The organism is Brenneria alni (assembly GCF_003666245.1).
Lineage (GTDB): Bacteria > Pseudomonadota > Gammaproteobacteria > Enterobacterales > Enterobacteriaceae > Brenneria > Brenneria alni.
Map to the genome: position 1 here is coordinate 1 of NZ_MJLZ01000035.1, position 26,590 is coordinate 26,590.

Below are 26,590 nucleotides of genomic sequence, written 5' to 3' on the forward strand. Positions count from 1 at the left end.
TACCCCATATGGCAAAGGAGATATATAAAAAAAAAAACACACACAAAAACAAAAAAAAACACTATTGTTTTAAACCCCACCCCACCGAATAAAAAAAAAGAAAAATTTTTTGTTTTTTAAAAAAAGCATTTTATTCATAAGATTAAGGGAAAATTTGGCGGGAACGAATTTGTTCAGCCAGTAACTGGTCTCCGGTGAGAGACAGGATGTCACTCATTAATCCCGATGAGTTTATGGGAGCAAGTGACTGGGGTGATAAATCTGCCACGAGCGGATTTGAACGTTGTTTGCAGCGGCTCCTTTGGGTCGAGTAGTGAAGGAAGCCAACACATATTTAGCGTTAAGAATGACGGGTATCTGATAGTATCAGATATATTACCCATGTATTATACTCTCTCGCTTACTCAAACTTGGTTATTACAATCGTGACGGATGAAGAGGTTTTAAATGAAATATAAGTGGTGGCTATATACTTTCTATGTCCTGATGAGTATGTTTTCGGTTAATGTCTTTGCTAAACAACCTCAAAACTATTTGTATACTTCTTCTGATGATTTAGAGAAGTTATATCCTTTATTAATTCGTCAGGATATTGCAGGAGTGCAGATTGTTTATAACTGGAGGCAACTCGAAGTGGCGCCAGGGCAGTATGATTTCTCTGCAATAGAAAATGATCTTACTCAACTGAAAAAAATGGATAAAAAATTTTTTTTGCAGATTCAGGATCGTTTTTTTGAACCTAAATCTCGCTATATACCACAATATTTATTAGATGACCCTCAATACGCTGGCGGCCTTGTGGAACAAAAGGACAACCCCGGTGAAGGTAAGTCACAGGCGGTGGGATGGGTAGCCATTCAGTGGAATGAGGCGCTGAGAAAACGTTACCAAAAATTGATCGCCGCCTTAGCACAATCATTTGATGGCAGAATCGAAGGTATAAATTTACCTGAAACGGCTATTGATATAGATATCAAGCATGATAAAACGGGATTTAGCTGTGATAAATATTATACAGCTACGCTTGATAACGTAAAGTTAGCGCGCTCAGTGTTTAAAAAATCCAATGTTGTGCAATATGTTAACTTTTGGCCATGTGAATGGGACAACGATCATAAGTATATGTCTGGAATTTTTCAATTTGCGGCAGATAATAATATAGGATTGGGTGGGCCGGATGTCGTTCCTTATAAAAAGTCTCAGATGAAAAATTCATATCCTTATTTTAATGGTTACAAAAATAAGCTGCCTTTAATTGCTATGGCTGTGCAGGAGCCAACATTGACCTATACCAATCCGGTTACTCATAAAAAGTTCTCCAGGGAGGATTTCGTTGATTTCGCTGAAAATTATCTGGGAGCAGATATTATATTTTGGAGCGTTGATTCGCCGTGGTTAAATGAAAAATAAACCACACACAATTTGAATTATAGGCTTACATCTATTCGGATATGCGATGTGCAAAGCCGAGTGGGACAACGGGAACGTGGCCCGGATTTCCACCAGGCCGATTGTATCCAGGTCAGCCTCTTTGTCCCAGACCGACTTTTGCAAGGAACAGGTCGGCAGGTAGCAATATGTATGCTTATTTTGATGCTTCAGTGATTAAAGAGCATCATGGGATATATAACGTAATGCCTTTTATTTCATGCGAAGTTTTGAACTAACCTGTACAACCTCAAACGGTCTGTAATGCTTTCACTGTTGGAGTTCAGTAATAATCATTTTCCTTTTGGTGCTTAAAGCCAGAGACAATATAACGTCCCTGAGCGTCAATGAAATAACAGTATTCGTAACCCGAATCACCATAAGGGATAATCATTTCATATAAAAATTCATCTTCGCCTTCTTCATCAGAGAACAAACCAGTGCATAGCCCTTTTTCAAGGTTGTCCAAACTGTCTGCGATGGTGCTCTTAACGTCGTTAATGACGTAGCCTGCGGAATTATTTTCGAGGAAGGCCAGACAGCGATTAATACCTTGCCGAGCCTTTTCCGTCACGATCACTTGTGGCATTCAGGAAGATCTCCGTTTTTGCCACTCAGCAGAAAATCAACGACTTCTTTACCTGTTAAATGATTGCCCGTGTTGAGGTAATTTGCATATGAGGACTGTGCCTGCTGGCGTAAACGTTCTTTCTGTTCTTCTGTGTCAATATAGGAAATGATAGCCTGCTTCATCAGATAGTGCTTTGTTCTCTTGCGTTTAGCCGCCAAGCGAGCAAGTCTTTCCTCAAGTAGGGTATCGAGTTTTACGGAGACAGGCATGTTAACCTCCTGAAGTTATATTAGGTAATAAAAGGTATTACCTTGTATTACTCCGTTTTATGGGGAAAGTCAAACTGGCTGAGAGCACGTGGCGGCTAATAGAGCAAATTTCTCTATTTATGCTTCCGGCAATTTGATGTGTTATCCTTTCTGCACAAACTCAAACGGCATAGCCATCTCGTTGTTGTTAGCATCAAGAAAATCATCCCATCATTGTAGCATCAGGCGGCGTTGCTCAAGGTGTTTGGCCTTGTGGGTATAGGCCGCGCGAACGTTGTTCTTTTCCATGTGGCTCATCTGAAGTTCAACTATGTCTTCCGGCCAGATACCCGATTCGATTAGCGTACTACACGCCAGCGTGCGGAAAGATATCTCTTCAAGCTCAATAGCAGGACGGTGTTCAGTTTGTGGCTTCTGAACCGCACCTTCCAAATCGTAGGCGGGATTGAAACGGATCATCTTTTGCTGAACGGCATAACGCATGATGGCGATGGCGTACTGCTTCACCCGCATGGTAATTTCAAGATAACCCAGCCTCTCTATCTTTTTCCTGCGGTCTCATTACCTGGAATAAAATCCTATTAGGATAGGTTCTAAGTGTGACTGATTAATGCTTAGTAAGGAATTAGTATGCAATTTTAGCGTTCTCCGAAACGACTTTTGCTAATATATATTTAAATATCATCGCATTAACCTTTATTTACGCAGCGAAGTATGAAATTTTTTTATATTTACGTGAATTTAAACGGTTGACACAAGCCTGCGTGCTATGTGAGCATTAATTCGTCTTATTAGTCTACTAGGCGAAAAATGAATGAGGCGAAAAAGGAATGGATCGTTACAAAGGAATGTATCGTTACAGTTGTATGCTCGATGCTGTGCAGCGAAACTCGTTGCTTAAAATTTATAACTCTCAACACAACAGCCTGTTAGACTATTCTGCATTAAATCAGCGAATTGATAGTGCTATTAATATATCAAGTGCAGATGTGAGTTTTCCATTGGTGGTTTCTCTGCACGAAGAAGTAAAAGCCTGCTGCCTGGTTCATTTTTCACATCAAGAAAAAATAAGATCGTTGGGCCCACTTAGTTTTTCAATATTGATCACTGATGGTGATGTTTCTGCGCTGAGTTTTCTTTTTTCAGCGATTTTTTCTGAAGCGGAAAAAAGATCATTTATCAAGCATAAAGACGCTGTGGTTTATGGCCCTGTCCATAATTCAATTCTGATCAATCGGGGCTGCCGCACCTTTTCAGGGGAACCCTTCACCTACCAAATGCCGGATAATATTCCCACACTTTGTGATTGGATAACGGCGGCGGGAGGGCGTAAAGAGAAGGATCTGCTGGAAATTATTTATGATTATAACGTCAGAGATACGTTATTAGCGCATACCGATGAACGCTTGTTGGAGCGCCTACAGGGAGTAGATTTTCTTTTTGTGCAAAAAGAGCAAATAGCCGCTCGCTGTCAGGAACTGGCAGCTGTTTATAATACCGCTTGGCACGATAACTGGGGTTCCAGTGCGACAACGGCCGATGAAATTGCAATTGCAGCAAATAATGTGCCCAACATCATGGGCATGATTGCCTGCAAAAATGGCGATGTTATTGGTTTTACAATGATGCAATTTATTGCTGATGCATCAGGAAAGAGGGGGCGTGCTTTTCTTTCTGGTGTACTCCCTGAATATCGTCAGCGCGGACTGTCGGTTGTGCTGACATCAAAACTCTCTGCGATTGCTATTAAGCAGGGCATTAAGAAATTCAGCATTTCTTGGATGTTGGAAGATAACAAAATGATTGTCAGGACGATGCAAAAACTTACCCAGCACGGTAAAAGCCAGCTCAGGCGTTACAGAATTTTTGCGATTGCGCAGAAAAAAACTTAAGGAAAAGGCAATGAGTTTATACGAAATGGTCAGTGCAGAGAATGACGACGTCAAATTGCATTACTTCCCACGAGTGCGTTCCGCCTGCGGTCGGTATTTAAATTTGGCGAATGGCGACAAAAATCTGAATTTCTCATCCTGCGATTATCTGGGTATGGCAGATAATCAGTTAATGAAGGATGCGGCGATAAAAGCCATCCAGAAGTACGGTACTAATATCAGCGGGCCGATGATTTTTTGTGGTTATACGGAATATCATGAAGAATTAGAAAACCGTTATTCCGAAATGTATCGTGTCAATTCTTCTTTGATGTATACCACATCCTATCAGGCTAACATCGGAGCGCTGCCCGTAATTGCAGAAGATGTTGACCTGATTGTTATGGATAAACTTTGCCATGTATCCCTGTACGATGCGGTCAAACTGAGCGGCAAACCATTCCGCGTTTATCAGCATAACAACATTTCAAAACTGACGGATATCGTAAACAATAATCCAGGAAAAAAAATACTTGTAGTCTCCGACGGCGTTTTTTCAGCCGATGGTGATTTTTGTGATGTTGCCGCGCTATGTGAACTAAAAGAACGTCACCCAGGCATTATTCTCTATATTGATGATGCACATGGTGTTGGTGCTTTGGGCGAGAATGGTTGTGGGCTGGTTGAAGCCAGCGGCTGCCTCGGTAAAGTGGATGTGATCATTGGCACAATGAGCAAGTCTTTTGGCTCAACAGGCGGTTTCTGCATCATCAAAGAAGACGCGCTGGCGCAAAAAGTGAGATATAAAAGTGCAACCTATAATGCTTCACGGGCTGTTTCTCCAGGAGTTGCTGCAGCCTCCTGCATGGCGTTAGAAATTAATAAGCGTGAAGGGCAAGTCCGACGAGCAGAACTGGCCGAACTGATTGATTATGCGCATCGCCGTTTGGAACATACTCCGGTCAACAAGCAGTATTCTGTCTCTGCGGTTATACCGGTCATTTTTGAGAAGGCGACGCAGGCGGCAGCAGTAAATGATAACTTACTGCAAAAAAATATTATGACCTCGCTATTTGTTCCGCCTTATGTAGAAAAAAGTAAATCACGACTGCGCATTACATTAACGCGTAATCATACGAAAGAAGATATCGATCTCTTGACTGAAGCCTTAGAACAGGCAATTTCTCGTATTAGCTGAAGTAGAGACTGATTTGATGTCTATAAGCATTGTTCTACCTGTTTTCGTACTGGTTTGTAGCTACTGGTTACTTTGTTCCGGTCTTGGCCTACTGGCGCACAGTTACGACATTAAAATAAACTACACCAGAAAAATAGGGCATTTTTCAATGTTCATTTTCCCCGGTGTCATTTATATGCTATTTAATATCAGTCACCCGACAGATAAAATTATTATTGCATCCTTTTTCAGTGTGCTTTTTTTTATTAGTCTGGTTGTTTTTATCACCGCGCTAATTTTGGCTCTGCTGTTTATGCAAAGTTTTCATGGGGGGGCTGGCGATGATTGTTATGTTATTTCCTTTTGCTATGACTCTGACGGAGGCTAAATCCCCTCATGCTTGGGATACGCCATTTTTATTTTTTTGTCGGCAACCTCATTATCACCTGTGCTTATTTAATATGATTTTTTTAATTAGACATGCAACGCCGAAAATTGATTATACCTCCTGCGATTATAAGACAGCGCAATTGCGCTTGCAGGATTATAATCAGACGAAAGATATCGAAGAGAGTGAAATAACTAAATTCCTTCTCACCGAACTCTTTCAACAAATTAAAGAAAGCAATCCTGTCGTGTATTGCTCGCCTGTGGCGCGGGCTGATCGTACCTGCCAACTGCTTTTTAGCCATATTGACGATTATATTATTAATTCTGATCTTTCCGAGGTTGGATTAAAGATTTTCCCCTTGCCGTTAGTGAAACTGAAAGTCAGAACGTGGTTTTTACTTTCCCGCATTGCCTGGCTATTGCGATTAAGTGGTGAGCCGGAGAAAGTTAAGCATGTCAGACTCCGCTCGCAGCGGCTGCTTCCTCAACTTGAACAGGGAGGAAATGTGGCCATTGTTTCGCATGGCTATCTGATGCATTACCTGAAAAAGCGGCTGGTGAAACATCAGTTCCAGTCGCGTGCAGCCTTTAAACACGGCTGCTTTACCGTGGAAGTTTGGGATAAATGAAAAAAATCCTGATCGTCGGTGCGACTGGCTTTATCGGCAAGAATGTCGCCGATTATCTTAGCCAGCGTAGTGATATTGACGTGGTACGCTATGCGCGGCGACCCCAGCAGGGATATTTCTGCTGTGAACCAGGCGACATGGCATGGCGGGCGCTGATTGATGACTGCGCGGCTATTATCAATTGCTCTGGAGTGGGTCTGGCGAAAATCAAAAAGCAAAGCGATGCCAACGAAGCGATTGCCCAGCAACTGGTTAACTCACTGCCGGAAGCTGAAGGGAAAAAATACCGACTGCTGCATTTAAGTACCATCAAAGCCTTTAACGCCAATAACTATGCTGATGCATACGCTGCCGATAAACAGCGCGCAGAACAGGTTTTTGTTGAGCACAGTGATAAGCTGTGCGGTGAACTGCTACGAATTCCTGCGGTATTCGGTAAGGATGACGCCAATCTTTCCCCGCTGCTGCAAATGGCGAAAAAAGGAAAACTACCTGAAATACATGGGGAAATTTGTCGCTGGTATTGCGTCAGTAATCAGGACATCTCTCACTATATTTCCTGCTGGCTGGATAAAAAAGATGAACCTTCGCTGAAGGTCAGTTATTTACTGAGTCAGCATCGCTACAGCGTTAACGATTTGATCCGTGCGGTGAATCAGCATGTGCACGGTAAAAAATATCAGCCAACAAGAAAGAAACTGGTTTTCATCAAGCTTATCTACAAAATATTAGCTGCAAAAAGTTTGATTTCATCCGGTTTTCGTTGGAATCAGTTTCCTGTCGAACGTTTTCAAGATTTATTTCAGCGAGACTGGATAGTAGAAGTGTCGGAAAATATAGCGCTTCATTCTGTTAATTTTGAACCCGCCGATATTTGGAAAATAAAATGAAAAAATTTCGATTATCGCTGCTGTTTGCTTTTATCCTTCCACTGACATTTTCTTTAGGATTAGCGTTATACGCTGGTAAAAACACGCTGCTTTATCCGGTAGCTTTTATGGCAGTGTTGAATGAGATTTTTTTCCTTAAGGAAATTTCAGATAACCGTTCCCGTGATAAGGGGATCCTGAGCACCGTGGTTATCTCGTCTACGTTTTCTGTACTGATGTATTTTTCCAGTACCGTTGAAAACACCCAGACAATGATATTAACAGGAGGCCTGCTGGTACTACTGGGTTGCATACTTCGGACATGGGCTAAGGTGACGCTGGGAATGCACTTTTCCCATGCCTTACGCGTTCTGGACGGACATAAACTGATTAATTATGGCTTGTTTAGGTTTATTCGCCATCCGGCTTACAGCGGACTATTTTGCTGATGACTGGTTTTGGCTGCTTTCTTCATCTGGATGCTGCATTACTCTGCTTTTTTGTTTTTTTCATTCTGGCCATGCGTCGAATTGAAAATGAAGAAGAGATGATGAAGGAAAGCTTCGGGCATCAGTATTCACTCTACAGGAAATATTCCTGGAAGTTATTCCCCTTTGTTATCTGAACTTGGAGAGCGCCATGAGTCACGAAAATATTCATGCCAGACTGAAAGAGCTGGTTGCTGAAATTCTTGAAGTTGATAGTGCAGAAATCGCTGAGGATGCGTTGTTTAAAACGGAGTTCGGTGCAGATTCCATTACCGGCATCGAAATTCTGGCGGCCATTGAGGCAGAATTCGGTATTCACCTGCCCGAAAGCCATATAGAAAAAATGACGGATATGAATTCGATCTACACGATGATGCAGGAAATTTCTGCGACGCAGTTGGAGGAAACGGGTCAGTGAGCCAATTCAATGCCTTCGTCAGCGAACGGATAGTGGTGACGGGTCTTGGGCCTGTCCATGCCTTGGGGATCGGCAGAGATGCCTTCTTCCGATCACTCGCCGCAGGGGTCGACGGAGCAAAGCCAGTGCGCTCCATAGAGGTGAGCAATTATAAGCACCAGTACGCCTGTGAAGTAGGTATATTAGACCTTAACCAGTATTCACTAGGCGTGCTACCCGAGGGCTGCGAAAAAGCTAGCCTGTATGCCATTCTGGGAACTCAGTTGGCGATTGATGATGCCGGCCTGACGAGAGAAGAACTCAAAAATCAGCCAGTTGGTTGTTTTCTTGGCACTACTGATGGTGAATCCCAGCGCATTGATGCGCTGGTATCACAACTGCACAATGCGGCGAGCGTCCCGCAGGATAGCTTTGATGCGGTTGCCCATGCCCGTATCAGCCGTAACATTAATCTTTATCTTGATTCAACCGGACCGGCATACACCATTGGCAATGCCTGTTCTGCCAGCAATGCGGCGATTGTGTCCGCGGTAGAATACCTGCAAAACACCGAGGCTGACTTCGCTATCTGCGGTGGCAGTGATGTGGTCTGCCGCAAAACGTTTTCAATCTTTCACCGCCTGTCTGCTATCAGCGAAAAACACTGCACCCCTTTTGATCTTCACCGCAAAGGGATTATTCCTGCGGAAGGTGCAAGCATTCTGCTGCTTGAAAAGTTGTCGTCCGCGCTGGCCAGAAAAGCGAAAATTTATGGTGAAGTTGTCGGGTACGGAATGAATTGCGATGCCACCCATATGACCAATCTCAATCCGGAAAAAATTAAAACCTGCCTGAGTCGCTGTCTTGACACCGCCGGTCTGGTGCCTAAAGAGGTGGATTATATCTGTATGCATGGCACCGGTACGCCCGCCAACGACCTCAACGAATACCAGTCGCTACAGAAAGTATTTGGCGATGACATTCCGATGTGCGGTTCGATTAAATCTATGACCGGACATGCGATGGGGGCCGCCGCAGGGTTTGGTGCTATTGCCTGTATGTTTGCCCTTAATCACGGGATCCCGCCGACGATTAATCTCACTGAGCAGGATCCAGAAATTCCGCTGCCGCTGACCGTGAAATACCTGCCTCAGCCAGTTAACGTTGTGCTGAACAACGCCTTTGCTTTTGGCGGGAACAACGCCATCGTGGCTTTCAGGAGTATGAATACGCATGGCTAAATTATCTCTTTCCCTCAGCCACTGGTGCAGTTTGCAGGATGGGATACAATTCGGAAATTGCCAGCCGCTGGCCAGCAATGAGCGACAGCAAATTGATGAGTCATCTGTGCTGGTGGGCAAAAAGTTACGTAATATCGACCCGCAAACGGTCAGTATGCTGTGTTGCTTTGCCGCGTTGAGCCAAACTACGAGGTGGGAAGCACATGCGGCAATGGTCAGTGCCACCTCAATGGGGGCGTTTGACAGTGTCTGTAAACTGCTGATTGAGTCGCGGCAAAACGCACTGCCTCATCAGATTTCACCAGGCAACATTCCTAATACAGTGATTAATTCCACGGCCGGGATGTCCGCTATTCACTATGGTTTTGATGGCCCGAATATCAGTTTATGCGCCAGTGAACTGTCGTTCTATGAGGCGCTGACCAAAGCTTTTGCCCTGAAACAACGGGGGCAGGCTGAGGATATTTTTGTCAGCGCGCTGGAGAGCTGGCAAGGACTGTATGGTCAGGCGCTTAATCATCACCGGAAAAACATCCAACAGGAGCGCTTTCCACAGCAGTGCTATGCCGCTCTATATCTGTTTTCAGAGCAGCCACAGGCCGCTGCTCGCATTCTTGCGGTCTCCACTGGAAGGCTGTCGCAACGTTTGCTGCTGGCGGATCGGCTGGCGAGTTTTCTTTTCAGCCAGGGCATGGCGGAAATCGACATTGGTCATATCAATCTGTGGGATGCCGTCGGCCATTCAGAGACGTTGGCACAGCAATTCACCAAAGCGACATTGACTATTTTACCTGCTGCTGCGCGGGTGCTGATGGCTGGGCTGGGAGCCTGGCAACTGGAAGATATTTTGTCCCGCAACGATGACAAGAGGTTTGGCGTACAGTTGGCGATAGATGCCGACGGTTTTTATGGCATGGCTCTTATTGAGAAGGCATCACTGTGAAATCTGCGGAGGATCGTCACGCAAGTCGGATAACGCATAGCCAGAATTTTACTCCTGAGCACCGGGCTTTCCAGGGGCATTTTCCGGACAGACCGCTGCTGCCTGGCGTGTTTCATTTCAGGGAGATTTTAAGGCTGCTTCCGCCGGAAGTAGCCAGTCTTCCTTACGTCATCAGACAGGCGAAATTTGTTAAAATGGTCACGGCGAACACTGAACTGAATTACCTTATTGAATATTTCCCAACTACGGCGGGCAACATTGATGTTGTGACGCGGGTAGAGGATTTATCGCAGGAAACCGTGGCGAAGATTCATTTTATTTTTTCTGCAGGTGAGAATATGCAGATTGATACTCAAAAAAATATCGGGATGATTGGCGGTAATCCGCACCGTTTTCCGATGGTATTGGTGGACAGAATTATTCAAAACGACAGCAAAGTCATTACGGAAAAATTTGTTTCGCTGAATGACTATGAATTCAGACATGCTAATTTTACAAACCTGCACGAGTTTGTCTATCCAGAATGGCTGGTTGTTGAGTCGTTTTTCCAGTCGGCTGGATTGTTTTTGAACTGCGCCGAGCGGGATCTCTCTCCCTATGTTATTTCCTGTAAAAATGTTCAGTTTCAGCGGGCGATTGTTGCCGGAGAAATTATCCAGCATCATGTTTTTCTTGATGTCCAAAAGGACAGCTTTATTATTGTCAGCGGTGAAAGCAAGGTTAGCGAGGAAACTGTCGTTAGTTACCAGCAGGTATGGCTGGGCTTTCAGCAACGTGAAACTCAACATAGATAAATATTGGGCAGGTTTATGATTGCTATAGTCAGACTGATTTTGATAGGCATTTTTATATTGTTGAGCAGCGTTGTGGTGCTACTTGTTTGCCTTTTACGGCCCGATAATTTAATCGCCAGGCAGGAACTGGACGATCTGATCTGTCCTTGATTTAGCGCCCACCTTGTTTTCAAATCAATCAACGAAAGCGAGGTCACTATGCCAAGACAACAATATACCCCAGAGTTCAAGCGCAGAGCCGTTGCATTGCTGCTCGAAAGCGGTAAGTCTGTTGCCCGTATGGCACAGGAGCTTGATATCAAAGAGAACACGCTCTACAACTGGAAAAAACTCTATCAGGATAAGGCGGGGGCTGCTTTCTCCAACACGCCGCAGCTCTCCGAACAGGAACTGGAAATTCGACGCCTTAAAGCCAAAATCGCTGAACTGGAAGAGGATAAACTCATCCTGAAAAAAGCGGCGGCGTTCTTTGCGCGGGAATGCCGCTAAGATACGCCATGGTCACTCAGTTATCGGCTTTCCATGCGGTGAAACGAATTTGCCTGTTGCTCAATGTCAGCATGCGGGGTTAGCAGTCATGGCGCAACCGAACACCCAGCCAACGACAGTTGTCTAACGACACCCTGAGCCAGAGGCTGATTCAGTTGCATCACGACAGCCGGGGGATTTACGGTATCCGGCGCCTGCAAAGTGATTTACGCGATGAGCAACGATTTCACGGCAAGGCACGTATCAGCCGTCTGATGAAACAGTCCGGTCTGAAAGCCGCGAATCAGACGCGCTATAAAGTGACGGTGAACAGTCAGCATGATTATCCGATAGCGCCCAACCTGCTGAACCGGGCGTTTAATCCGTCAGCGGCGAATATCGCGTGGGCTTCGGATATCACGTATGTCCGCACGGGAGAAGGCTGGCTCTATCTGGCGACGGTGATTGACCTGTATTCCAGACGCATTATCGGCTTGAGTCTGAGTAATCGCCTGAAAAAGCAGTTGGTGATTGACGCGTTAGAGATGGCAATAAAACAGCGCAGACCGACGGGGAAGGTCATCGTGCATTCGGACAGAGGGAGCCAGTATGCCAGCCATCGGTATCGTGAGATATTGAAAAACAATGAGTTAGTCTGCTCAATGAGCGGAAAAGGTTGCTGTTGCGACAATGCGGTCATGGAAAACTTCTATCACACGCTGAAAACGGAGCTGATGCGGGGAAAAGCGTTTGTTAGTAGAGAACAGGCGATGAACGCGATATTCGATTATATTGAGGTATTTTACAATCGTCGTCGCAAACATTCGACGCTGGGTTATCAAACGCCAGTGGATTATGAAATGGCAGCATAATTAGGTGGGAATGATTTCAGGGACAGATCAAGGTGATCGGGTTATGGACTGCATGACCATGCATTACTCATCATATGGTTAAAAGCCAGGATCATAATCTCATCGGTATGCCCTGCCTGATATCGGTTGCCAATGGATTCTAATCCAACTCTCAGAAATCAAACCCTGTGATTTATCTTCAATAGTCATTATCATGCGTTTTGCAGTACAAAGTGGTTTAATCGATTGCAACCCAGATCAAGATATGGCTGGTGCGGTAGCCGTGGGTAAACTGGCCCATCATCAGCCTTAGATTTTGAGCGTATTCTTGGTTTATTGGAACCTATCGAATGTTTCAAAGGTCGAAATTTGACCAAATTAGCCCTGAAAATGATGATTTTGGTCTTTATCCGTTCTAGCGAATTACGTTTTGCAAGATGGTCAGAAATCGACTTTGAAAATGTTATGGGGATATGACACAAAAACGGAAGTCTGTGGCCGCGGTTTTCGTGCTATGACCTACAGTGCTATGTTTGAGTCCGGTTTATAGTCAAAGGATACAGCAGCACAACAAATGAGTCATCAAAAACATAATACTGTTCGTGCTTTCTATCCATAAAGCTGAACATCTTGCAGAGCGTAGATTGATGATTCAATAGTGGGCAGATTATTTACAAGAAAATAAATCAAGGTATATGCAACCACTTTATTTCAAAAAGATGATATTGCACTGATTGTATTGCTATCATTTAATGATTGTTTTCTGAGAGTTATTTCCGCATTAAGGCTGATATAAAGTATATGAGTAAAGTAAAAGTATTAGATACCTTCGCCGGGGCTGGAGGATTCAGTTTAGGGTTTCATATGGCTGGCGCTGAGATTATCGGTGCCATAGAAATAGACAGTTGGGCCACGGAAACGTTTAAATATAATCATCCAAAATCATTGGTAATTAAAAAAGACATATCACTACTCAGTGATGAAGAAATATTGGGAAAATTTAGAGATAATAAACCCGATATTATTTTAGGTGGGCCACCATGTCAGGGATTTTCTATAGCCAATAAGAAAAACGGGGATCATAAAGATCCAAGAAACTCTCTGTTTGAGGAGTTTTTAAGAATTGGCAAGATATTATCACCTACAGTAATGATCATGGAAAATGTGCCTCATATTATTAAGGCAAAAACAAAGGATGGTATATATGTAGTAGATATTATAAAAGAGGAATTGTACTCCTTAGGATATCATGTATATCACAATATTTTAGAATCAACGGATTATGGTGTGCCACAAATAAGAAAACGTTTATTTATTGTGGCATCGAAAAATGAACTGAAAAATCCATTCCCTAAGCCAACACACAGTGTTAATGGGGATGATGGATTATTAAGGACAACTACACTGTGGGAGGCTATCTCCGATCTTCCTCAAATCAATGCTCGTGAAGGAAGTGAGGAGATGGAATATAATCAACCTCCACTTACCGATTATCAAAAAATCCTTAGACAAAATAGCAATAAAATTTCTAATCATAAGGCTATGAACCATTCAAAACGATTAGTTGAACGCTTTTCAACTATGATTTGGGGGCAGTCTACCTCTGATGTTCCTGAGCACTTGAAACCATATAAAAGAAATAGCAAGGAAATATCCGAAAAAGTATACGATCAAAATAATCGACGTATGCATCCAGACAAACCGTGTCATACAATTGCAGCATCATTTTATGCTAATTTTGTTCATCCATATTTAAATAGAAATTTCACTGCTAGAGAAGGCGCTAGAATTCAATCATTCCCTGACTGGTATGTGTTTAAAGGTAAACCGACTGTAGTAAGTCATAAACTTTTACAACGCGAGGGACGTGAGGATGAAAAATATTTATGTCAATATAACCAAATAGGAAATGCTGTTCCTCCATTAATGGCTAAAGCCATTGCTTTAAATATCCTTAAAGAGGTATTTTTTAATGATAAGAAATAATGTATTTGTACATGGAAATAATATTTTCCAAAAACTTAACAGTAAAATAAAATATACAGACGGAAAGTCAGTTTTATATTTAAAAGAAATAAATGAGAGATATGAGACTTGGAAGAAAAATAATTTAGAAATAAAAGGGCCATTTAAAGACACATTTCTTGAAGAGAGTCAGAAGATAATTAATGAAAGAGTTAGACTTTTGAATGACTATAAAGACTTTCTTGACATTCAGGAGTATGCGGAACATTTCGATTCAAGATCGAACTTACACTCATCTGTTCTTGAAGAGTTCATGTATTATTTATTCAAAGATATAGTTGAAGAGATAAGTCCTCATGCATTAATCGGAAAATCTCATTCATTTAAAGATATATTTTTCCGGTCAAGTTCATATGAAAATATGGTTGAAAGACCATATGCTATTATTGAGAAGAAGGATCATGATTTTTCAATAGGAATAAGTGTTAATGCTAAGATGAGCTGTAATGGCTCTGATGTAGATGAGGATCATATTTGGGATATACCTGCAATAGCAATAGAATGTAAAACTTATCTGGATAAGACGATGCTACAAGATGTTTCCACAGCAGCAGAGGAAATCAAGTTAAAAAATCCTAATGCAATGTATATTGTAGTGGCAGAATGGTTGAAGTTGACTGAAAATATCAATTTGAATAAATATAAAGTTGATCAAATCTATGTACTGCGTAAGCAAAAGAACACTGACAGAGAATACAGATATTTAGAGGGATATGTAAAGAATCCTATTTATGATGATGCTGTAATGCATTTGTTTAGTCTTGTTAAAAATTTCCTTACTTCTGATTGGGAGGGTGGGATTAATTACGGGTTGCAGAATGGATATCTTCTCTAAATGATGCCCGCTATAGATAAAGGGACAAATCCCCTTTATCTATACACCAATGGAAAACAGGATATAATTCATCGTCTTTTGCGGCTAACCCGCAAAAAACCAGCCCGAAAGGTTTGGAGGCCGCAGCATTTCTCTGACTGGTGAAAATCCTTTAAAATCAAAGTCGATTCGTGGTTAGTTCGAATCCTGTAGCCCAAAATGGGCATCATTATATCCTCTGGAAGTTTATCAAAATGAACATACTGGCCTGTGAGCCCTGACTACCTGAAAGCAAGAATCCACTTGCTGATAATGTCACTCCTGTAATCGTATTATTGACAATACTAATTCCAGACTTAGAGACATAAACAAGGCATTCGCCCGCAATACCGCCTAGCGTAGACTTAAGCGTCAACCTCCACACTTCTTGCAAATTAGCTACGGATTCATCTCCAGCGTATGTGAACGTACGAATGAGCGTCGACTTACTCTGTAAAAGAGTAAGCCCTACCTCCGAGCCATATATGCGATATGCACGCATATAAAGATGACACCCCGGCGCCATGAACTTTTCTGCAATGTCCAGCACGTAATTATCTCTGTACGCATCCCGAAGAGACATTACAGACCCGCTATGAACCCACTGAGCCCCGTTTACACTGTTTGTTGTAGCTGATGAGCTATTACCGAAATAGTAAACCGAACTGTGTAATAATCCGCCGACAATACCCCCACAGTACGGAGAGAAGATAGTACATTTCCCGAAACTTCCTCCGGTAAAATCATGGATAATATCCGGATACCAATGTGAGGATGCGGGTGTTTTAACTGCAATAATCGTTGATGACCATGACGAATTGGAATGCGTTAATGTTGCATCGACAGAAAAATGACTGCCTTTAGTTGATACGTTATGCCCCTCAGCCAATAACAATTTATATGTACCGATGGGGTGCTGATAAAAAGCAATTATTTCCGCGGTGTGCGTTCCATAGGTGACCGTATCGCCGCGTGTTAATCCATTGGTTGTATTTTCAGATACAGTAACCTCAGATAAATATCTTCCATTAAAATCAAACTGGCCTCGAACATTGGCGTATTGAGCGCCATGTCTCAGTAGCGCGCCGCCGTTCTGAAAATTTTGGATGAAATTAACATCAATAATCCAGCCTTCAACAACCGGTGAAGTTCCGCCATTCCCTCGCTGTAGCCAGATGCCAACACCAACTCCCCTCCCCCAATATCCGCCAGTTACCTTGTTTGATGCGACAGGCCAGGTTGTGTCGCCCTTTGCCGCCACACCATTTACAACGTCAGTAAGTCGTTCAGCATGAAAATGAGAACCGCCGCACCCCTGAGCGGTAATATTCATCCAGTCGGCTTTACCGCCACCGTCCACATATTCACAACGGATATCCAGACCGACCATTCCGCCATCGCCACCAATCAATATCAGTGGAGCAGCCGTTTTCCAGTTATCGTAATCCTGCCATATGCCCAATGCCCGCAGGCTACGCAAATGCATTTTAAACCCATAGGCAAACCCGGATATTACCAGCGAGGAAGAAATTGCATAATCACCGTATCCGATGAGCCCGGATTTCGTGCTGTCTGTTTTTAAATATTCGATCGCAGCCTGAATAGCATCGGTGTCATCAGTATTCCCATCACCTAAGGCACCAAACATTTCCGGTGTCACATAGCGGATAGATTTACTCAAATACTCACCGATGTTTCCCGAATAAACCGCGTCACGGGAAAAACCGCTCATCCATGCGCCAGTCTTTTTGGCAAGATCATGGCGAACGGATGCATCACCTACACCGCCGGTCGACTCAGGCGTCGAACCAGCGGCTACTGTTTTGGGCCGTTCGCCGCCTCATCGGTAATACTTCCCATCGCTTTCGCTGAGGAGAACTTCGTTAGAAGTGCTGATGGCAGCAGCCAACTCAAAAGACTTCTTCGTGATATACCCATAGTTAAGCATCGCCTGATTTGCATCATAATCAATACCAACCAGTGTAAGACGCATTTTCCCTAACCTGTCAACCCACATTTTTTCTGTAGCGCCATCCAAATTCCTGACGTTAGTGAATAAATCACGGGCATCGGCACACCACGGTGCATTATTTTTTATAAATCCTCTTTCCAAAGCCCCTTTATCTTATTACTGTATATCCAAACAGTTAATGATGAGGTGAACTATGTTTGTGGAACTCGTATACGATAAACGTAATGTTGCCGGATTGAGCAATGCTCACGTAATGATCGAGACCGAATTTGTAAAGCGTGTGCATCGCGTTTTCCCTGACGCTGATGTAAGAGCAAAGGCAATGCAGGCAAATACAATTAACACCGACGCCAGCAAATCGGATAAAGCTATCCTGAACCGCCTGGTTGAAGAGATGTTTAACGATGCGGATGAATGGTTGATTGCAGGCTGACACCTTCATTGGTGAATACACCGCGCTACTCATCTTCTGGCTATGCCTGCGCCAGACCACCCGGTCTTAAAATTGTTATTCGGGTACTGAGATCTCAAATTCTCAGTCACGAAAAAAACGACAGGGCGCAATGATTACGCCCTGTCGATATTGTTACATCATGGAAAAATTCAAGCCTGATGCTCAATGGCCTTGCCGCGACTGTCTATCGCGATCTTTTGCGGTTTTTCGCTTTCAGGAACCTCCTGGTAGAGATCGATTGTCAGCAGACCATTTTCCAGCGCGGCTCCCTGTACTTTTATATGCTCAGGCAAGGAATAACTGATGCTGAAATCCGCGCGGCTAATCCCACGATGCAACCAGTTTTCATCTTCAGCGTTATTTTCCTCTTCACGCTTACCCGAAACAATCAGCCGACCACCCGCCGTTTTTATATCCAGTTCGTCCTCTTTCCAACCTGGAACACTCAACGTTATGCCATACCGGTTATCATCCAGACGGCGGATATCATACGACGGTGTCGTTGCTAAAGGCGCATCCCCGGTTAGCTGACTGAATAGCCGATCAATACGGTTAAAGCGATCGGAAAAGAGCGTACTGGAGATGTCAGGGAATAATGACAAGGTTGTTAGCGCCATAATTAACCTCCTGAATATGTGATGCCAGACATTCAAAAGTTCAACATATAAGGCAAGCATTGCTTGTCTACCAGAAAACATGGTGGCGGCAAAGAAAAATTCAAGGAATAATTTTAGTGATAGACGTCACATTTTTATGACAATGAAGGGAGCGGCCCTGAGGCGGAAGTTCTGCATAAATTCCGGTATGGCCTCAACGCATCGGTACAGGCCTTTCAACCAATGTAGGCATAACATGCTAATACTATAGCATTTATTTGATTTTTACTTCATATAACTCTTTTCTAAGAGCGATAATTTCTTCAGTCAGTTCACGACACAACATCGCATTCATCAAGTGATCCTGAGCATGTACAATGATAAGGTCGAGGTCAATTTTTTCTTTACCCTCATTACCGCCAATGAATTCTGTCTGAATAGACTGCGCTTTGCGAATAGCAATGGTAGCCATCCTTAATAGCTGATTTACCTGATCCCAGTCCCCCTTGCGGGAAGAACGCAAAGCCTCCATTGCACAAGAACGCGCTTCTCCAGACTGAACAATCAACTCAATCATCCGGGTTTCAATGCCCATTGCCCTTTACCTCCGGTTCATTTATTGGTTTCCTGAAGTAAAATCGATGTTGCTCCTCCTGTTCTGTTTTCATGGTTTACATACTATGAATTCATGATATTACAAACTCCTCATCACAATTATCTAAAAATTCGATTACATACATGAGAGAGTCATCGAAAAATACGATAAAAAATCAGAGGGCCAGATGTACGAAATGCGATAACTTTATGGAAAGGCATCCGCATTCCTCAATATTCAGGCTACTGAGTTAATAATAGATTAATTTAGGAAATAACAACGTTCAGCACCGTACACTGACGTTGAATATTCAGAGGGAAAAACGGGGTGAGGCTTCCGTTTACGACACCTCCCCCGTGGTAGAAGAGGTATCACATGCTTAATCAAGCCGCATTGTGACACCAGGCTAACGCGTGTAACCAACCGATGCCTGGTTACCGCTCAACGTTGAGGTGCTTGTTACAAGTTTTAACCCCCCACAGCCCTGCCATCGCACTGACAATCGCGCCAATCAGCAAAGCAAAGAATGACCACAGCGCAGCATGAGCCATGGCAGAAGCGGCGGCGGCAGCCTCTTCACGCGCTTCCTGTTTAAAATCAGCATATTGCTGTTTTGCCCGTTCAATTGCGGCTTCAACGTCATTCAGGCGCTGGTTGACCAACTGGGTCGTTCTATTCTTGGCTTCAATCAGGTTATCAACGGTTTTGTTCACTTCTTCCTGCGACATTGAGGTATTTTCAGACAGCGCTTTGGTTAAGCTATCGCGGTCAACGTCTTTCGCTAACGCTTCACCACGTTTTTTCAGCTTTTCGATCAGGTTCTGCACAATTACATCGCCGTTATTTGGGTTGATAGCAATCGCTTTTACCGCTTCGCCAATTTCAGTTTTGGCCCCCTCTAACTGCGTTTTCATATAGTCTGGCTGCAACGATTCAATATTGCTTTTTCGTAGAGCCGCAGCCACCTCGTTGCTCATCTCTTCTGGTTGCAGCGTAGTGTCCAGATTAAGATTATCAAACGCCTTTCCGCCCATACTGCCCAGCCCCTGTAAACCATCTCCTACAGCGGAACCGGCGCCAGAGATGACGTTACCGGTTAACGACGCCACCGACCCTAACGCATTACCGGTAGCTTTCATCGCCCCCCCAAGCACCATGCTGCCTAAAACGGCGGCAACAATCAGCGCCGTTGCCCAAACCAGGAAGCCATGAATTAAGCCATCCATTGCCGCCAGCCGGCCAGCAATAAATGCCCCTGCGGCCAGACTGATGATGATGGAAACAGCAGACCAAACCAAAACCGTGGTGCCAACACCGCTAACCGGCTCATCAGACAGGGGATCAACAATCGAAAAGCCCAGGCTGGTGCCAAGCGTAGACAGCAATAGCGAGATGGCTAACACTGTTATTACGCCGCCAATGATGCTCCCCCACGATATTTTTTTCGCCACATGCAGTTCATTTGTAATACTCATACCCAAACTCCTTTCATGCTGCCAGTTCTTAACTGTCAGTACATTGTAAAAAAACGTAAACACATTAAATCATTTAAAGTATAGCCGTGTTTTTAAAAACGATGAGGATGAATGAGATGAGTGCAACTTTGCTGATCAGAATAGATGAGAATACATACATTACTCTATACAGTAGCGGGTAAAACGATGAATCACCGTGAATAGCGATATCTCGCCACCATTCAGGTAGTTTTCCACGTTAATAAAACAATATGTTAATAATTAACACTATTAATATAACTTACCGGTATGGATAGTGAGCGAAGTATCTGACGCCAATGCCATTGGCTGAACAGAGATTGGTGCTGACAGGGTAGATGGCACAATGGTGACACAAGGTTGCCACTATTCTTATGATTATATTTACACAATGCCTGACAGCGCGCGCGGCTTCTGCCAAAATAGCGCCATTCCCTCGCTTATAAAATTGATGGATCTCATCTCAGATGTCAGCAAAGATTATTGATGGTAAAACGATTGCGCAGCAGGTTAAGAACGAAGTCGCGGCGCAGGTACAACAACGCCTGGCAGCGGGTAAACGTGCGCCGGGTCTGGCGGTGATTCTGGTTGGAGACAATCCGGCATCACAAATTTATGTTGCCAGCAAGCGCAAAGTCTGCGAAGAAGTCGGCTTCATCTCACGTTCTTATGACTTACCGTCTACCACTACCGAATCCGAATTGTTGGGGTTAATTGACCGGCTAAATGCGGATATTACGATTGATGGTATTCTGGTTCAGCTTCCCTTGCCTGAAGGCATTGATAATACCAGCGTGATTGAGCGTATTGCGCCTGATAAAGATGTTGATGGCTTTCACCCGTATAATGTCGGACGTCTTTGTCAGCGTGCGCCGCTGTTACGCGCCTGTACGCCACGCGGGATCATCACGCTGCTTGAGCGCTATAATATCGAAACGTCTGGTCTGAATGCCGTTGTCGTTGGCGCGTCCAATATCGTTGGTCGGCCAATGAGTCTGGAGCTGCTGCTGGCTGGCTGCACCACCACGGTTACCCATCGTTTCACCAGAAATCTGCGCCATCACGTTGAAAACGCGGATCTGTTGGTTATCGCCGTGGGTAAACCCGGTTTTATCCCTGGCGAATGGATCAAACCGGGGGCGATCGTACTTGATGTCGGTATCAATCGACTGGAAAGCGGTAAGGTCGTCGGTGATGTAGAATTCGAAACCGCGCAGGAAAGAGCCGCTTACATTAGCCCAGTACCCGGCGGTGTCGGGCCGATGACGGTGGCGACCTTAATTCAGAATACCTTACAGGCGTGCGAGGAATATCACGATGACGCCGCACGTTAATATACCAACCCCCTTTTAACCCATACAAATCAGGAAATTATGGAAATCTTTCATCTGGGCAATCACCCGCACGTTGAACTGTGTGATTTATTGAAACTGCTGGGCTGGAGTGAAAGCGGCGCCGCAGCTAAGGTGGCGATTGCCTCAGGAGCGGTCAGCGTTGACGGGCAAGCAGAAACGCGTAAGCGCTGCAAGATTATTGCCGGTCAGAAAGTACAGTTTAACAGTGCAACGGTAGAAATCGCCGCCTGATAAAAACGCCGGGAGCGGACTGCCACGCTCCCCCCACGCCGCTCCCTTCCTTCATCCCATAAGCAAACTAAAGGTTATAACTTAAATTTAAAATTCATAATGCTTCCCATTTTACATCCATCACTTAGCGGTTATGATGCGCTATCTATTTAAAATAGACATCCAGACATAAAGATAGCTATAAAACCATCATCCAATGCCACAAAACCTATTTCAATTTCAAAAACAACAAATTGCTGACACACCATGGAGCTGATAATGAAGAAATTTACCCCTGCATTGATAGCGTTGAGCCTGGCGACGACTTTACCGGTATTCGCCAGCCAAACCGCCGCCATCGCGCCAATTCCCGCCGCTCTGGCTCAACATGACGGCCCGGTACGTATCGCGGTTATCCGCAATCTTGGCTCTGATGACAACACCACACAGTTTATTTCAGGGGTACTCGAAGAAGGCAAAAAGCTCGGCTTTAAAGTCAGCACTTTTCTGAGCAATGGCGACGATGCCCGTTTTCAGGATTTTGTTAATCAGGCCATCAGCCAAAAATACGACGGCATTATTCTGTCACAAGGACGCGATCCCTATTCCACCGAGCTAATCAAACGCATTGTCGACAGCGGCATTGCCGTTTCTGTCTTTGATACCGCCGTCAATGGCGAGATCCCCGGCGTAACGGTTTCTCAGCAGGATGACGCCTCTCTAACCCATGAGTCATTCGGTCAATTGGTTAAAGATTTCAACGGCAAGGCAAATATCATCAAACTATGGGTAGCCGGCTTCCCGCCAATGGAACGCCGTCAGCTCGCCTATCAGCAAATCCTGAAAGCCAATCCGGGAATCAAAGAACTTGAATCCATTGGCGCCGTCTCTTCTGATGTGCAGGGCGATACAGCCAACAAAGTCGGTGCAGTGCTGGCCAAGTATCCGAAAGGCAAGATTGATGCAATCTGGGGAGCATGGGATGCGTTCACTCAGGGCGCCTATAAGGCACTGAAGGAAAATGGCCGTACCGAAATCAAAATCTACAGCATTGATATCTCCAATCAGGATCTGCAACTAATGCGCGAAGCCAATAGCCCGTGGAAAGTCAGCGTGGCGGTCGATCCCAAACTGATTGGAAAAGTAAATCTGCGCCTGGTCGCCAATAAAATTGCCGGCGAACCGACACCCGCCACTTATGAGTTCAAAGCTGCGGTTATTCCTCAGGCACTGTTAGCCAGCCAACCGGGCCCGGTAAACGTGGCCGGATTGGCTAAAATTATCCCCGGCTGGGGCCAGACCGATGATTTCATTGCCCCCTGGTTTGCTACATTGGAAGCCAGACAGGCTAAATAAGAAGGGGGATAACTGATGGCATTAACACCTCTGCCAACACCGGAATACAGCCGCAATATGCGGCTGATCGGACACAGCGATCAGGGCGGCAAACCTGATGGCGTACAGATCATGGTACATCGTGGTTATGCCTATATCGGACACATGGTTTCTCAAGGCGTATCCATTGTTGATGTCCGTGACGCCAAAAATCCCAAATCAGCGGGGTTTATCGCCGCACCGCCAGGAACCTGGAATATACACCTCCAGGCGCACGATGACTTGCTGTTGGTTGTCAATGCACGGGATCTGTTCGCAGATGCCCGTTTTGCCGAAGAAAAAGTTTACTACACGCGCTCGGTTGCCGAGACGGTAAGCACCAAACAACAGGGCAGAAGCTGGAGTGCGGGGCTGCGTATTTTTGATATTTCAACGCCGGATAAACCACGCGAAATCAGTTTTCTGTCTTTGGATGGCATCGGCATTCACCGTATCTGGTACGTTGGCGGGCGCTGGGCCTATGTTTCCGCACTGCTGGACGGATACAGCGACTACATTTTCCTGACCATCGATCTGGCCGATCCCAAGTGCCCGGAAGTTGCCGGACGTTACTGGCTGCCCGGTATGCACACCGCAGGCGGCGAGGCCGCCAACTGGCCGAAAGGTAAGCGATATGCGTTGCATCATGCCATTATCAGCGGCGATACCGCCTACGGTAGTTGGCGTGACGGAGGATTAACGCTGCTGGACGTCAGCGATCGCCATAATCCACAGCTTATCAGCCACCGCAACTGGAGCCCGCCGTTTGGCGGCGGCACGCATACCGCGCTTCCGCTGCCCGATCGTAACTTGCTTATCGTGCTAGATGAGGCGGTGCTGGATAACCAGGAAGATGGTGAGAAACTTATCTGGGTGTTTGATATTCGGGAGCCGAGCAATCCGGTCAGTATTGCCACCTTCCCACAACCTACTGAAGCGGATTATGTCAAAAAAGGCGCACACTTTGGCCCGCATAACCTGCACGAAAACCGGCCGGGCAGTTTTATCAGCTCAACGTTGATTTTCGCCACCTATCAGAACGCAGGCATCAGGGCTTACGATATCAGCAACCCTTACCGGCCAAAGGAGACCGGGGCGCTGGTGCCGGCGGCGCCACAGAGAATGATAGACAAGCGCCCTGGCCGACCGCGAGTGATTCAGTCCTGTGATGTTTTTGTCGATGCAGAAGGCATTATCTATAGCACCGATTACAACGCTGGCTTATCGATCATTGAGTACCGCGGCTGATATGTTTTTTCAGCCCTGTTTATCACGCAGGGCTGAAAGCCACGCCACTTCCTCTACTCAGACTCAATCCAAGGCCAGAACGCTCACCCACATCGGCCCCTGCCCTACCGCATAACGCGCCAGCGGCTGTAATGCGCCATCGGCACCATTAATACGATACACCTCAATATGCTGTGACTTCTGACCGGCAGAAATCAGGAATTCACCGCTATGGTCAATATTGAAACCGCGAGGCTGTATCTCCGTCGGCTGATGCCCACTCAATGACAAGGCGCTGCCATCTTCGGATACCTGGAAAATGCTCAACAAGCTGGCGGTACGATCGCTGATATACAGGAAGCGGCCATCCGGCGTAATGTGAATATCCGCCGCCCAGCGCGTCTCGGCAAAACCGGCAGGCATCGCATCCAGCGTCTGAACTTTCTGCAATTGACCATCGGGCGCATTAAGCTGGTAAACATCCACCGAACTGTTCAGTTCGTTCACACAATAGGCAAAATGCTGATTGGGATGGAATGCCATATGGCGCGGCCCCGCTCCTGCGGCGGTCGTCAATGCCGACAAGTGATGCGCGCTCAGTTCCCCCGCCGGACTCAAATCATACAAACGGATACGATCTTCTTTCAGACAGGGCGCCCAAACAACCGTATTGGTGGGGTCGATATTGGTGGAGTGACACCCCTCCAGACCGTCCAACTGCTGGATAGGCGCACCAACTACGCCATTCTCGTCAATGGGGCTGACGCTGACGCAGGCGCCACTGTAGGAAGCGCAGAACAGGAAACGCCCCTGACGATCGGTAGAGAGATGCGTCGGGCTACCGGGTAACGGCGCCGACCCAGCTTCAGTCAACAATCCTTTATTATCAATACGGTAACTGATAACACTAAACGCCGGACGAACACCCACATATAAATGGCGTTTATCAGGCGCAATCGCCATCGGCTGTACCTGCCCAGGTACATCAACGATCTGTAATAACGTCAGCCCGCCTTGCGCACCGAGTTGCCACACATGGATCTGCTGACTTTCCGGGCTGGCGACATATACCACTTGCTGCATCATATTCTCCTTGTTCATGCGAATGTTACTGCTCAGGCTATGCAGAATTTTTCATCAAAAGCAGCATTTTGCGCAACCTGACTTACGGTGTACCATCATCGTCAATCGTTTTATTCTATGACACTTTGCGAGACTACTATGACCTATCGTGTAATTGCACTCGATCTTGACGGAACGCTTTTGGACAGACAGAAAAAAATCCTGCCGGAATCGCTTGCCGCCCTGGCGCTGGCACGCCAGCAAGGTATAAAAGTGGTTATCGTTACCGGGCGTCACCACTCGGCAATTCACCCTTTTTATCAGGCACTGCAACTCGATACTCCCGCCATCTGCTGTAATGGAACCTACGTGTATGATTATCTGTCAGGTCAGGCGTCACATACTAACCCGCTGTCTGCCGATCAGGCTAAAAGTGTGCTGAAACTATTGCAAAAGTTTGATATCCACGGCCTGATGTATGCCGATGATGCCATGTATTATCAATATCCCACCGGGCATGTTACCCGTACTCAGGCGTGGGCCTCGACATTACCGGAATTGCAACGCCCATCGTTCAAACAGGTGACGGATTTAGTGCGGCAAACGGATTCGGCGCTGTCTATCTGGAAATTTGCCACCTCCCACGCGGATATCCCTACCTTAAACGATTTCTCCGGCACCGTGGAAAAAGAACTTGGATTAGCCTGTGAATGGTCGTGGCTGGATCAGGTCGATATTGCGCAAACCGGCAACAGCAAAGGGAAACTGTTGCAGCAATGGGTTGAAGAGCAAGGTATCAGTATGAAAGAGGTTGTCGCCTTTGGCGATAACTTTAACGACCGCAGTATGCTGGTCGGGGCAGGACTCGGCGTGGCGATGGGCAACAGCGCCGACGAAATCAAAGCCTGTGCCAATCTGGTTATCGGCCACAATGAAGAACCCGGTATCGCTGAGGTGATCCGTACAAGAGTGCTGCAGTAAAATCTGA

At 45.4% G+C, this 26,590-nt stretch carries 28 protein-coding genes and 3 pseudogenes; 22 read left to right on the forward strand and 9 right to left on the reverse strand.

Annotated elements, in window-relative coordinates; genetic code table 11:
- Nucleotides 1–447: 447 nt before the first annotated feature.
- Nucleotides 448–1,410, forward strand: coding sequence for a hypothetical protein (locus tag BIY29_RS14490; protein WP_240630155.1), 963 nt, complete (start codon nt 448–450; stop codon nt 1,408–1,410).
- 301 nt (nt 1,411–1,711) lie between these two features.
- Here BIY29_RS14490 and BIY29_RS14495 read toward each other — a convergent pair whose 3' ends face one another.
- The 3 genes and pseudogenes from BIY29_RS14495 to BIY29_RS14505 form a co-directional block, all read right to left on the reverse strand.
- Nucleotides 1,712–2,017, reverse strand: a complete 306-nt coding sequence (locus BIY29_RS14495) for a type II toxin-antitoxin system RelE/ParE family toxin (protein ID WP_121575808.1) — start codon at nt 2,015–2,017, stop codon at nt 1,712–1,714.
- Nucleotides 2,005–2,268 carry a CopG family ribbon-helix-helix protein gene (locus BIY29_RS14500; RefSeq protein ID WP_121575809.1) on the reverse strand — a complete coding sequence of 88 codons (264 nt, stop codon included), beginning with the start codon at nt 2,266–2,268 and terminating at the stop codon, nt 2,005–2,007. The genes BIY29_RS14495 and BIY29_RS14500 overlap by 13 nt, the downstream gene beginning before the upstream one ends.
- Nucleotides 2,269–2,409: 141 nt before the next feature.
- Nucleotides 2,410–2,817, reverse strand: a pseudogene (locus tag BIY29_RS14505) (phage integrase central domain-containing protein); the annotation flags it as partial.
- Nucleotides 2,818–3,098: 281 nt separating this feature from the next.
- Between BIY29_RS14505 and BIY29_RS14510 the strand changes: the two are divergent.
- The 15 genes and pseudogenes from BIY29_RS14510 (at nt 3,099) to BIY29_RS14575 (ending at nt 15,246) form a co-directional block, all read left to right on the forward strand.
- A complete protein-coding gene (locus BIY29_RS14510; protein WP_121575810.1) occupies nt 3,099–4,160 on the forward strand; it encodes a GNAT family N-acetyltransferase in 1,062 nt (353 codons plus the stop codon).
- A gap of 10 nt (nt 4,161–4,170) precedes the next feature.
- Nucleotides 4,171–5,337, forward strand: a complete 1,167-nt coding sequence (locus BIY29_RS14515) for an aminotransferase class I/II-fold pyridoxal phosphate-dependent enzyme (RefSeq protein WP_121575811.1) — start codon at nt 4,171–4,173, stop codon at nt 5,335–5,337.
- Nucleotides 5,338–5,353: 16 nt separating this feature from the next.
- A complete protein-coding gene (locus tag BIY29_RS20260; RefSeq protein WP_170158949.1) occupies nt 5,354–5,704 on the forward strand; it encodes a hypothetical protein in 351 nt (116 codons plus the stop codon).
- Nucleotides 5,658–6,335, forward strand: coding sequence for a histidine phosphatase family protein (locus BIY29_RS14520; RefSeq protein ID WP_170158950.1), 678 nt, complete (start codon nt 5,658–5,660; stop codon nt 6,333–6,335). The genes BIY29_RS20260 and BIY29_RS14520 overlap by 47 nt, the downstream gene beginning before the upstream one ends.
- Nucleotides 6,332–7,225, forward strand: a complete 894-nt coding sequence (locus BIY29_RS14525) for an NAD-dependent epimerase/dehydratase family protein (protein WP_121575813.1) — start codon at nt 6,332–6,334, stop codon at nt 7,223–7,225. Before BIY29_RS14520 ends, BIY29_RS14525 begins: the two co-directional genes overlap by 4 nt.
- Nucleotides 7,222–7,653 (forward strand): isoprenylcysteine carboxylmethyltransferase family protein, encoded by a 432-nt coding sequence (locus BIY29_RS14530; protein WP_121575814.1) that lies wholly within the window; start codon nt 7,222–7,224, stop codon nt 7,651–7,653. Before BIY29_RS14525 ends, BIY29_RS14530 begins: the two co-directional genes overlap by 4 nt.
- 190 nt (nt 7,654–7,843) lie before the next feature.
- A complete protein-coding gene (locus tag BIY29_RS14535) occupies nt 7,844–8,110 on the forward strand; it encodes an acyl carrier protein (protein ID WP_121575815.1) in 267 nt (88 codons plus the stop codon).
- Nucleotides 8,107–9,330, forward strand: a complete 1,224-nt coding sequence (locus BIY29_RS14540) for a beta-ketoacyl-[acyl-carrier-protein] synthase family protein (RefSeq protein WP_121575816.1) — start codon at nt 8,107–8,109, stop codon at nt 9,328–9,330. The genes BIY29_RS14535 and BIY29_RS14540 overlap by 4 nt, the downstream gene beginning before the upstream one ends.
- Entirely contained in the window at nt 9,323–10,273 is a 951-nt protein-coding gene (locus BIY29_RS14545) for a hypothetical protein (protein ID WP_121575817.1), read from the forward strand. Before BIY29_RS14540 ends, BIY29_RS14545 begins: the two co-directional genes overlap by 8 nt.
- Nucleotides 10,270–11,067 carry an ApeI family dehydratase gene (locus BIY29_RS14550; RefSeq protein ID WP_121575818.1) on the forward strand — a complete coding sequence of 266 codons (798 nt, stop codon included), beginning with the start codon at nt 10,270–10,272 and terminating at the stop codon, nt 11,065–11,067. The genes BIY29_RS14545 and BIY29_RS14550 overlap by 4 nt, the downstream gene beginning before the upstream one ends.
- A 198-nt stretch (nt 11,068–11,265) precedes the next feature.
- Nucleotides 11,266–11,556 carry a transposase gene (locus BIY29_RS14555; RefSeq protein ID WP_121575819.1) on the forward strand — a complete coding sequence of 97 codons (291 nt, stop codon included), beginning with the start codon at nt 11,266–11,268 and terminating at the stop codon, nt 11,554–11,556.
- Between the two features lie 98 nt (nt 11,557–11,654).
- Nucleotides 11,655–12,407: pseudogene (locus tag BIY29_RS14560) on the forward strand (IS3 family transposase); the annotation flags it as partial.
- A gap of 190 nt (nt 12,408–12,597) precedes the next feature.
- A pseudogene (locus BIY29_RS20670) lies at nt 12,598–13,120 on the forward strand (tyrosine-type recombinase/integrase); the annotation flags it as partial.
- A gap of 67 nt (nt 13,121–13,187) precedes the next feature.
- Nucleotides 13,188–14,372, forward strand: a complete 1,185-nt coding sequence (locus BIY29_RS14570) for a DNA cytosine methyltransferase (protein ID WP_121575821.1) — start codon at nt 13,188–13,190, stop codon at nt 14,370–14,372.
- Nucleotides 14,359–15,246: a Bpu10I family restriction endonuclease gene (locus tag BIY29_RS14575; RefSeq protein WP_121575822.1), complete on the forward strand. Its 888-nt coding sequence runs from the start codon at nt 14,359–14,361 to the stop codon at nt 15,244–15,246. The genes BIY29_RS14570 and BIY29_RS14575 overlap by 14 nt, the downstream gene beginning before the upstream one ends.
- Nucleotides 15,247–15,454: 208 nt before the next feature.
- On the opposite strand, the gene BIY29_RS14580 is transcribed toward BIY29_RS14575, so the two are convergent.
- Together BIY29_RS14580 and BIY29_RS20060 are read right to left on the reverse strand one after the other, a co-directional pair.
- Nucleotides 15,455–16,996 carry a hypothetical protein gene (locus BIY29_RS14580; protein WP_121575823.1) on the reverse strand — a complete coding sequence of 514 codons (1,542 nt, stop codon included), beginning with the start codon at nt 16,994–16,996 and terminating at the stop codon, nt 15,455–15,457.
- 108 nt (nt 16,997–17,104) lie between these two features.
- Nucleotides 17,105–17,377 (reverse strand): hypothetical protein, encoded by a 273-nt coding sequence (locus tag BIY29_RS20060; RefSeq protein ID WP_147437161.1) that lies wholly within the window; start codon nt 17,375–17,377, stop codon nt 17,105–17,107.
- A gap of 52 nt (nt 17,378–17,429) precedes the next feature.
- On the opposite strand from BIY29_RS20060, the gene BIY29_RS14585 reads away from it, so the two are divergent.
- Nucleotides 17,430–17,669, forward strand: a complete 240-nt coding sequence (locus BIY29_RS14585; RefSeq protein WP_121575824.1) for a DinI-like family protein — start codon at nt 17,430–17,432, stop codon at nt 17,667–17,669.
- A gap of 170 nt (nt 17,670–17,839) precedes the next feature.
- Here BIY29_RS14585 and BIY29_RS14590 read toward each other — a convergent pair whose 3' ends face one another.
- From BIY29_RS14590 to BIY29_RS14600, 3 genes are all read right to left on the reverse strand, one after another.
- Complete coding sequence (locus BIY29_RS14590; RefSeq protein WP_121575825.1) at nt 17,840–18,307, reverse strand: Hsp20 family protein; 468 nt, start codon at nt 18,305–18,307, stop codon at nt 17,840–17,842.
- Nucleotides 18,308–18,560: 253 nt separating this feature from the next.
- On the reverse strand, nt 18,561–18,881 hold the full coding sequence (locus tag BIY29_RS14595; RefSeq protein ID WP_121575826.1) for a PTS lactose/cellobiose transporter subunit IIA: 321 nt from the start codon (nt 18,879–18,881) through the stop codon (nt 18,561–18,563).
- Nucleotides 18,882–19,315: 434 nt separating this feature from the next.
- The gene (locus tag BIY29_RS14600) at nt 19,316–20,356 is read right to left on the reverse strand and encodes a CAP-Gly protein (protein WP_121575827.1); all 1,041 of its coding nucleotides are present in this window, start codon (nt 20,354–20,356) and stop codon (nt 19,316–19,318) included.
- A gap of 485 nt (nt 20,357–20,841) precedes the next feature.
- Between BIY29_RS14600 and folD the strand changes: the two genes are divergently transcribed.
- From folD to BIY29_RS14620, 4 genes are all read left to right on the forward strand, one after another.
- Nucleotides 20,842–21,708: a bifunctional methylenetetrahydrofolate dehydrogenase/methenyltetrahydrofolate cyclohydrolase FolD gene (folD, locus tag BIY29_RS14605; RefSeq protein ID WP_121575828.1), complete on the forward strand. Its 867-nt coding sequence runs from the start codon at nt 20,842–20,844 to the stop codon at nt 21,706–21,708.
- Nucleotides 21,709–21,747: 39 nt separating this feature from the next.
- A complete protein-coding gene (ybcJ, locus tag BIY29_RS14610) occupies nt 21,748–21,960 on the forward strand; it encodes a ribosome-associated protein YbcJ (protein ID WP_121575829.1) in 213 nt (70 codons plus the stop codon).
- 258 nt (nt 21,961–22,218) lie between these two features.
- Nucleotides 22,219–23,295 carry a sugar ABC transporter substrate-binding protein gene (locus tag BIY29_RS14615; RefSeq protein WP_121575830.1) on the forward strand — a complete coding sequence of 359 codons (1,077 nt, stop codon included), beginning with the start codon at nt 22,219–22,221 and terminating at the stop codon, nt 23,293–23,295.
- A gap of 15 nt (nt 23,296–23,310) precedes the next feature.
- Nucleotides 23,311–24,561, forward strand: a complete 1,251-nt coding sequence (locus BIY29_RS14620) for an LVIVD repeat-containing protein (protein ID WP_121575831.1) — start codon at nt 23,311–23,313, stop codon at nt 24,559–24,561.
- A 63-nt stretch (nt 24,562–24,624) separates the two neighbouring features.
- Here BIY29_RS14620 and pgl read toward each other — a convergent pair whose 3' ends face one another.
- Complete coding sequence (pgl, locus tag BIY29_RS14625; protein ID WP_121575832.1) at nt 24,625–25,623, reverse strand: 6-phosphogluconolactonase; 999 nt, start codon at nt 25,621–25,623, stop codon at nt 24,625–24,627.
- Between the two features lie 138 nt (nt 25,624–25,761).
- Here pgl and BIY29_RS14630 point away from each other — a divergent pair, with 138 nt between their 5' ends.
- Nucleotides 25,762–26,583: a pyridoxal phosphatase gene (locus BIY29_RS14630; protein ID WP_121575833.1), complete on the forward strand. Its 822-nt coding sequence runs from the start codon at nt 25,762–25,764 to the stop codon at nt 26,581–26,583.
- The last annotated feature ends 7 nt before the right edge of the window (nt 26,584–26,590 follow it).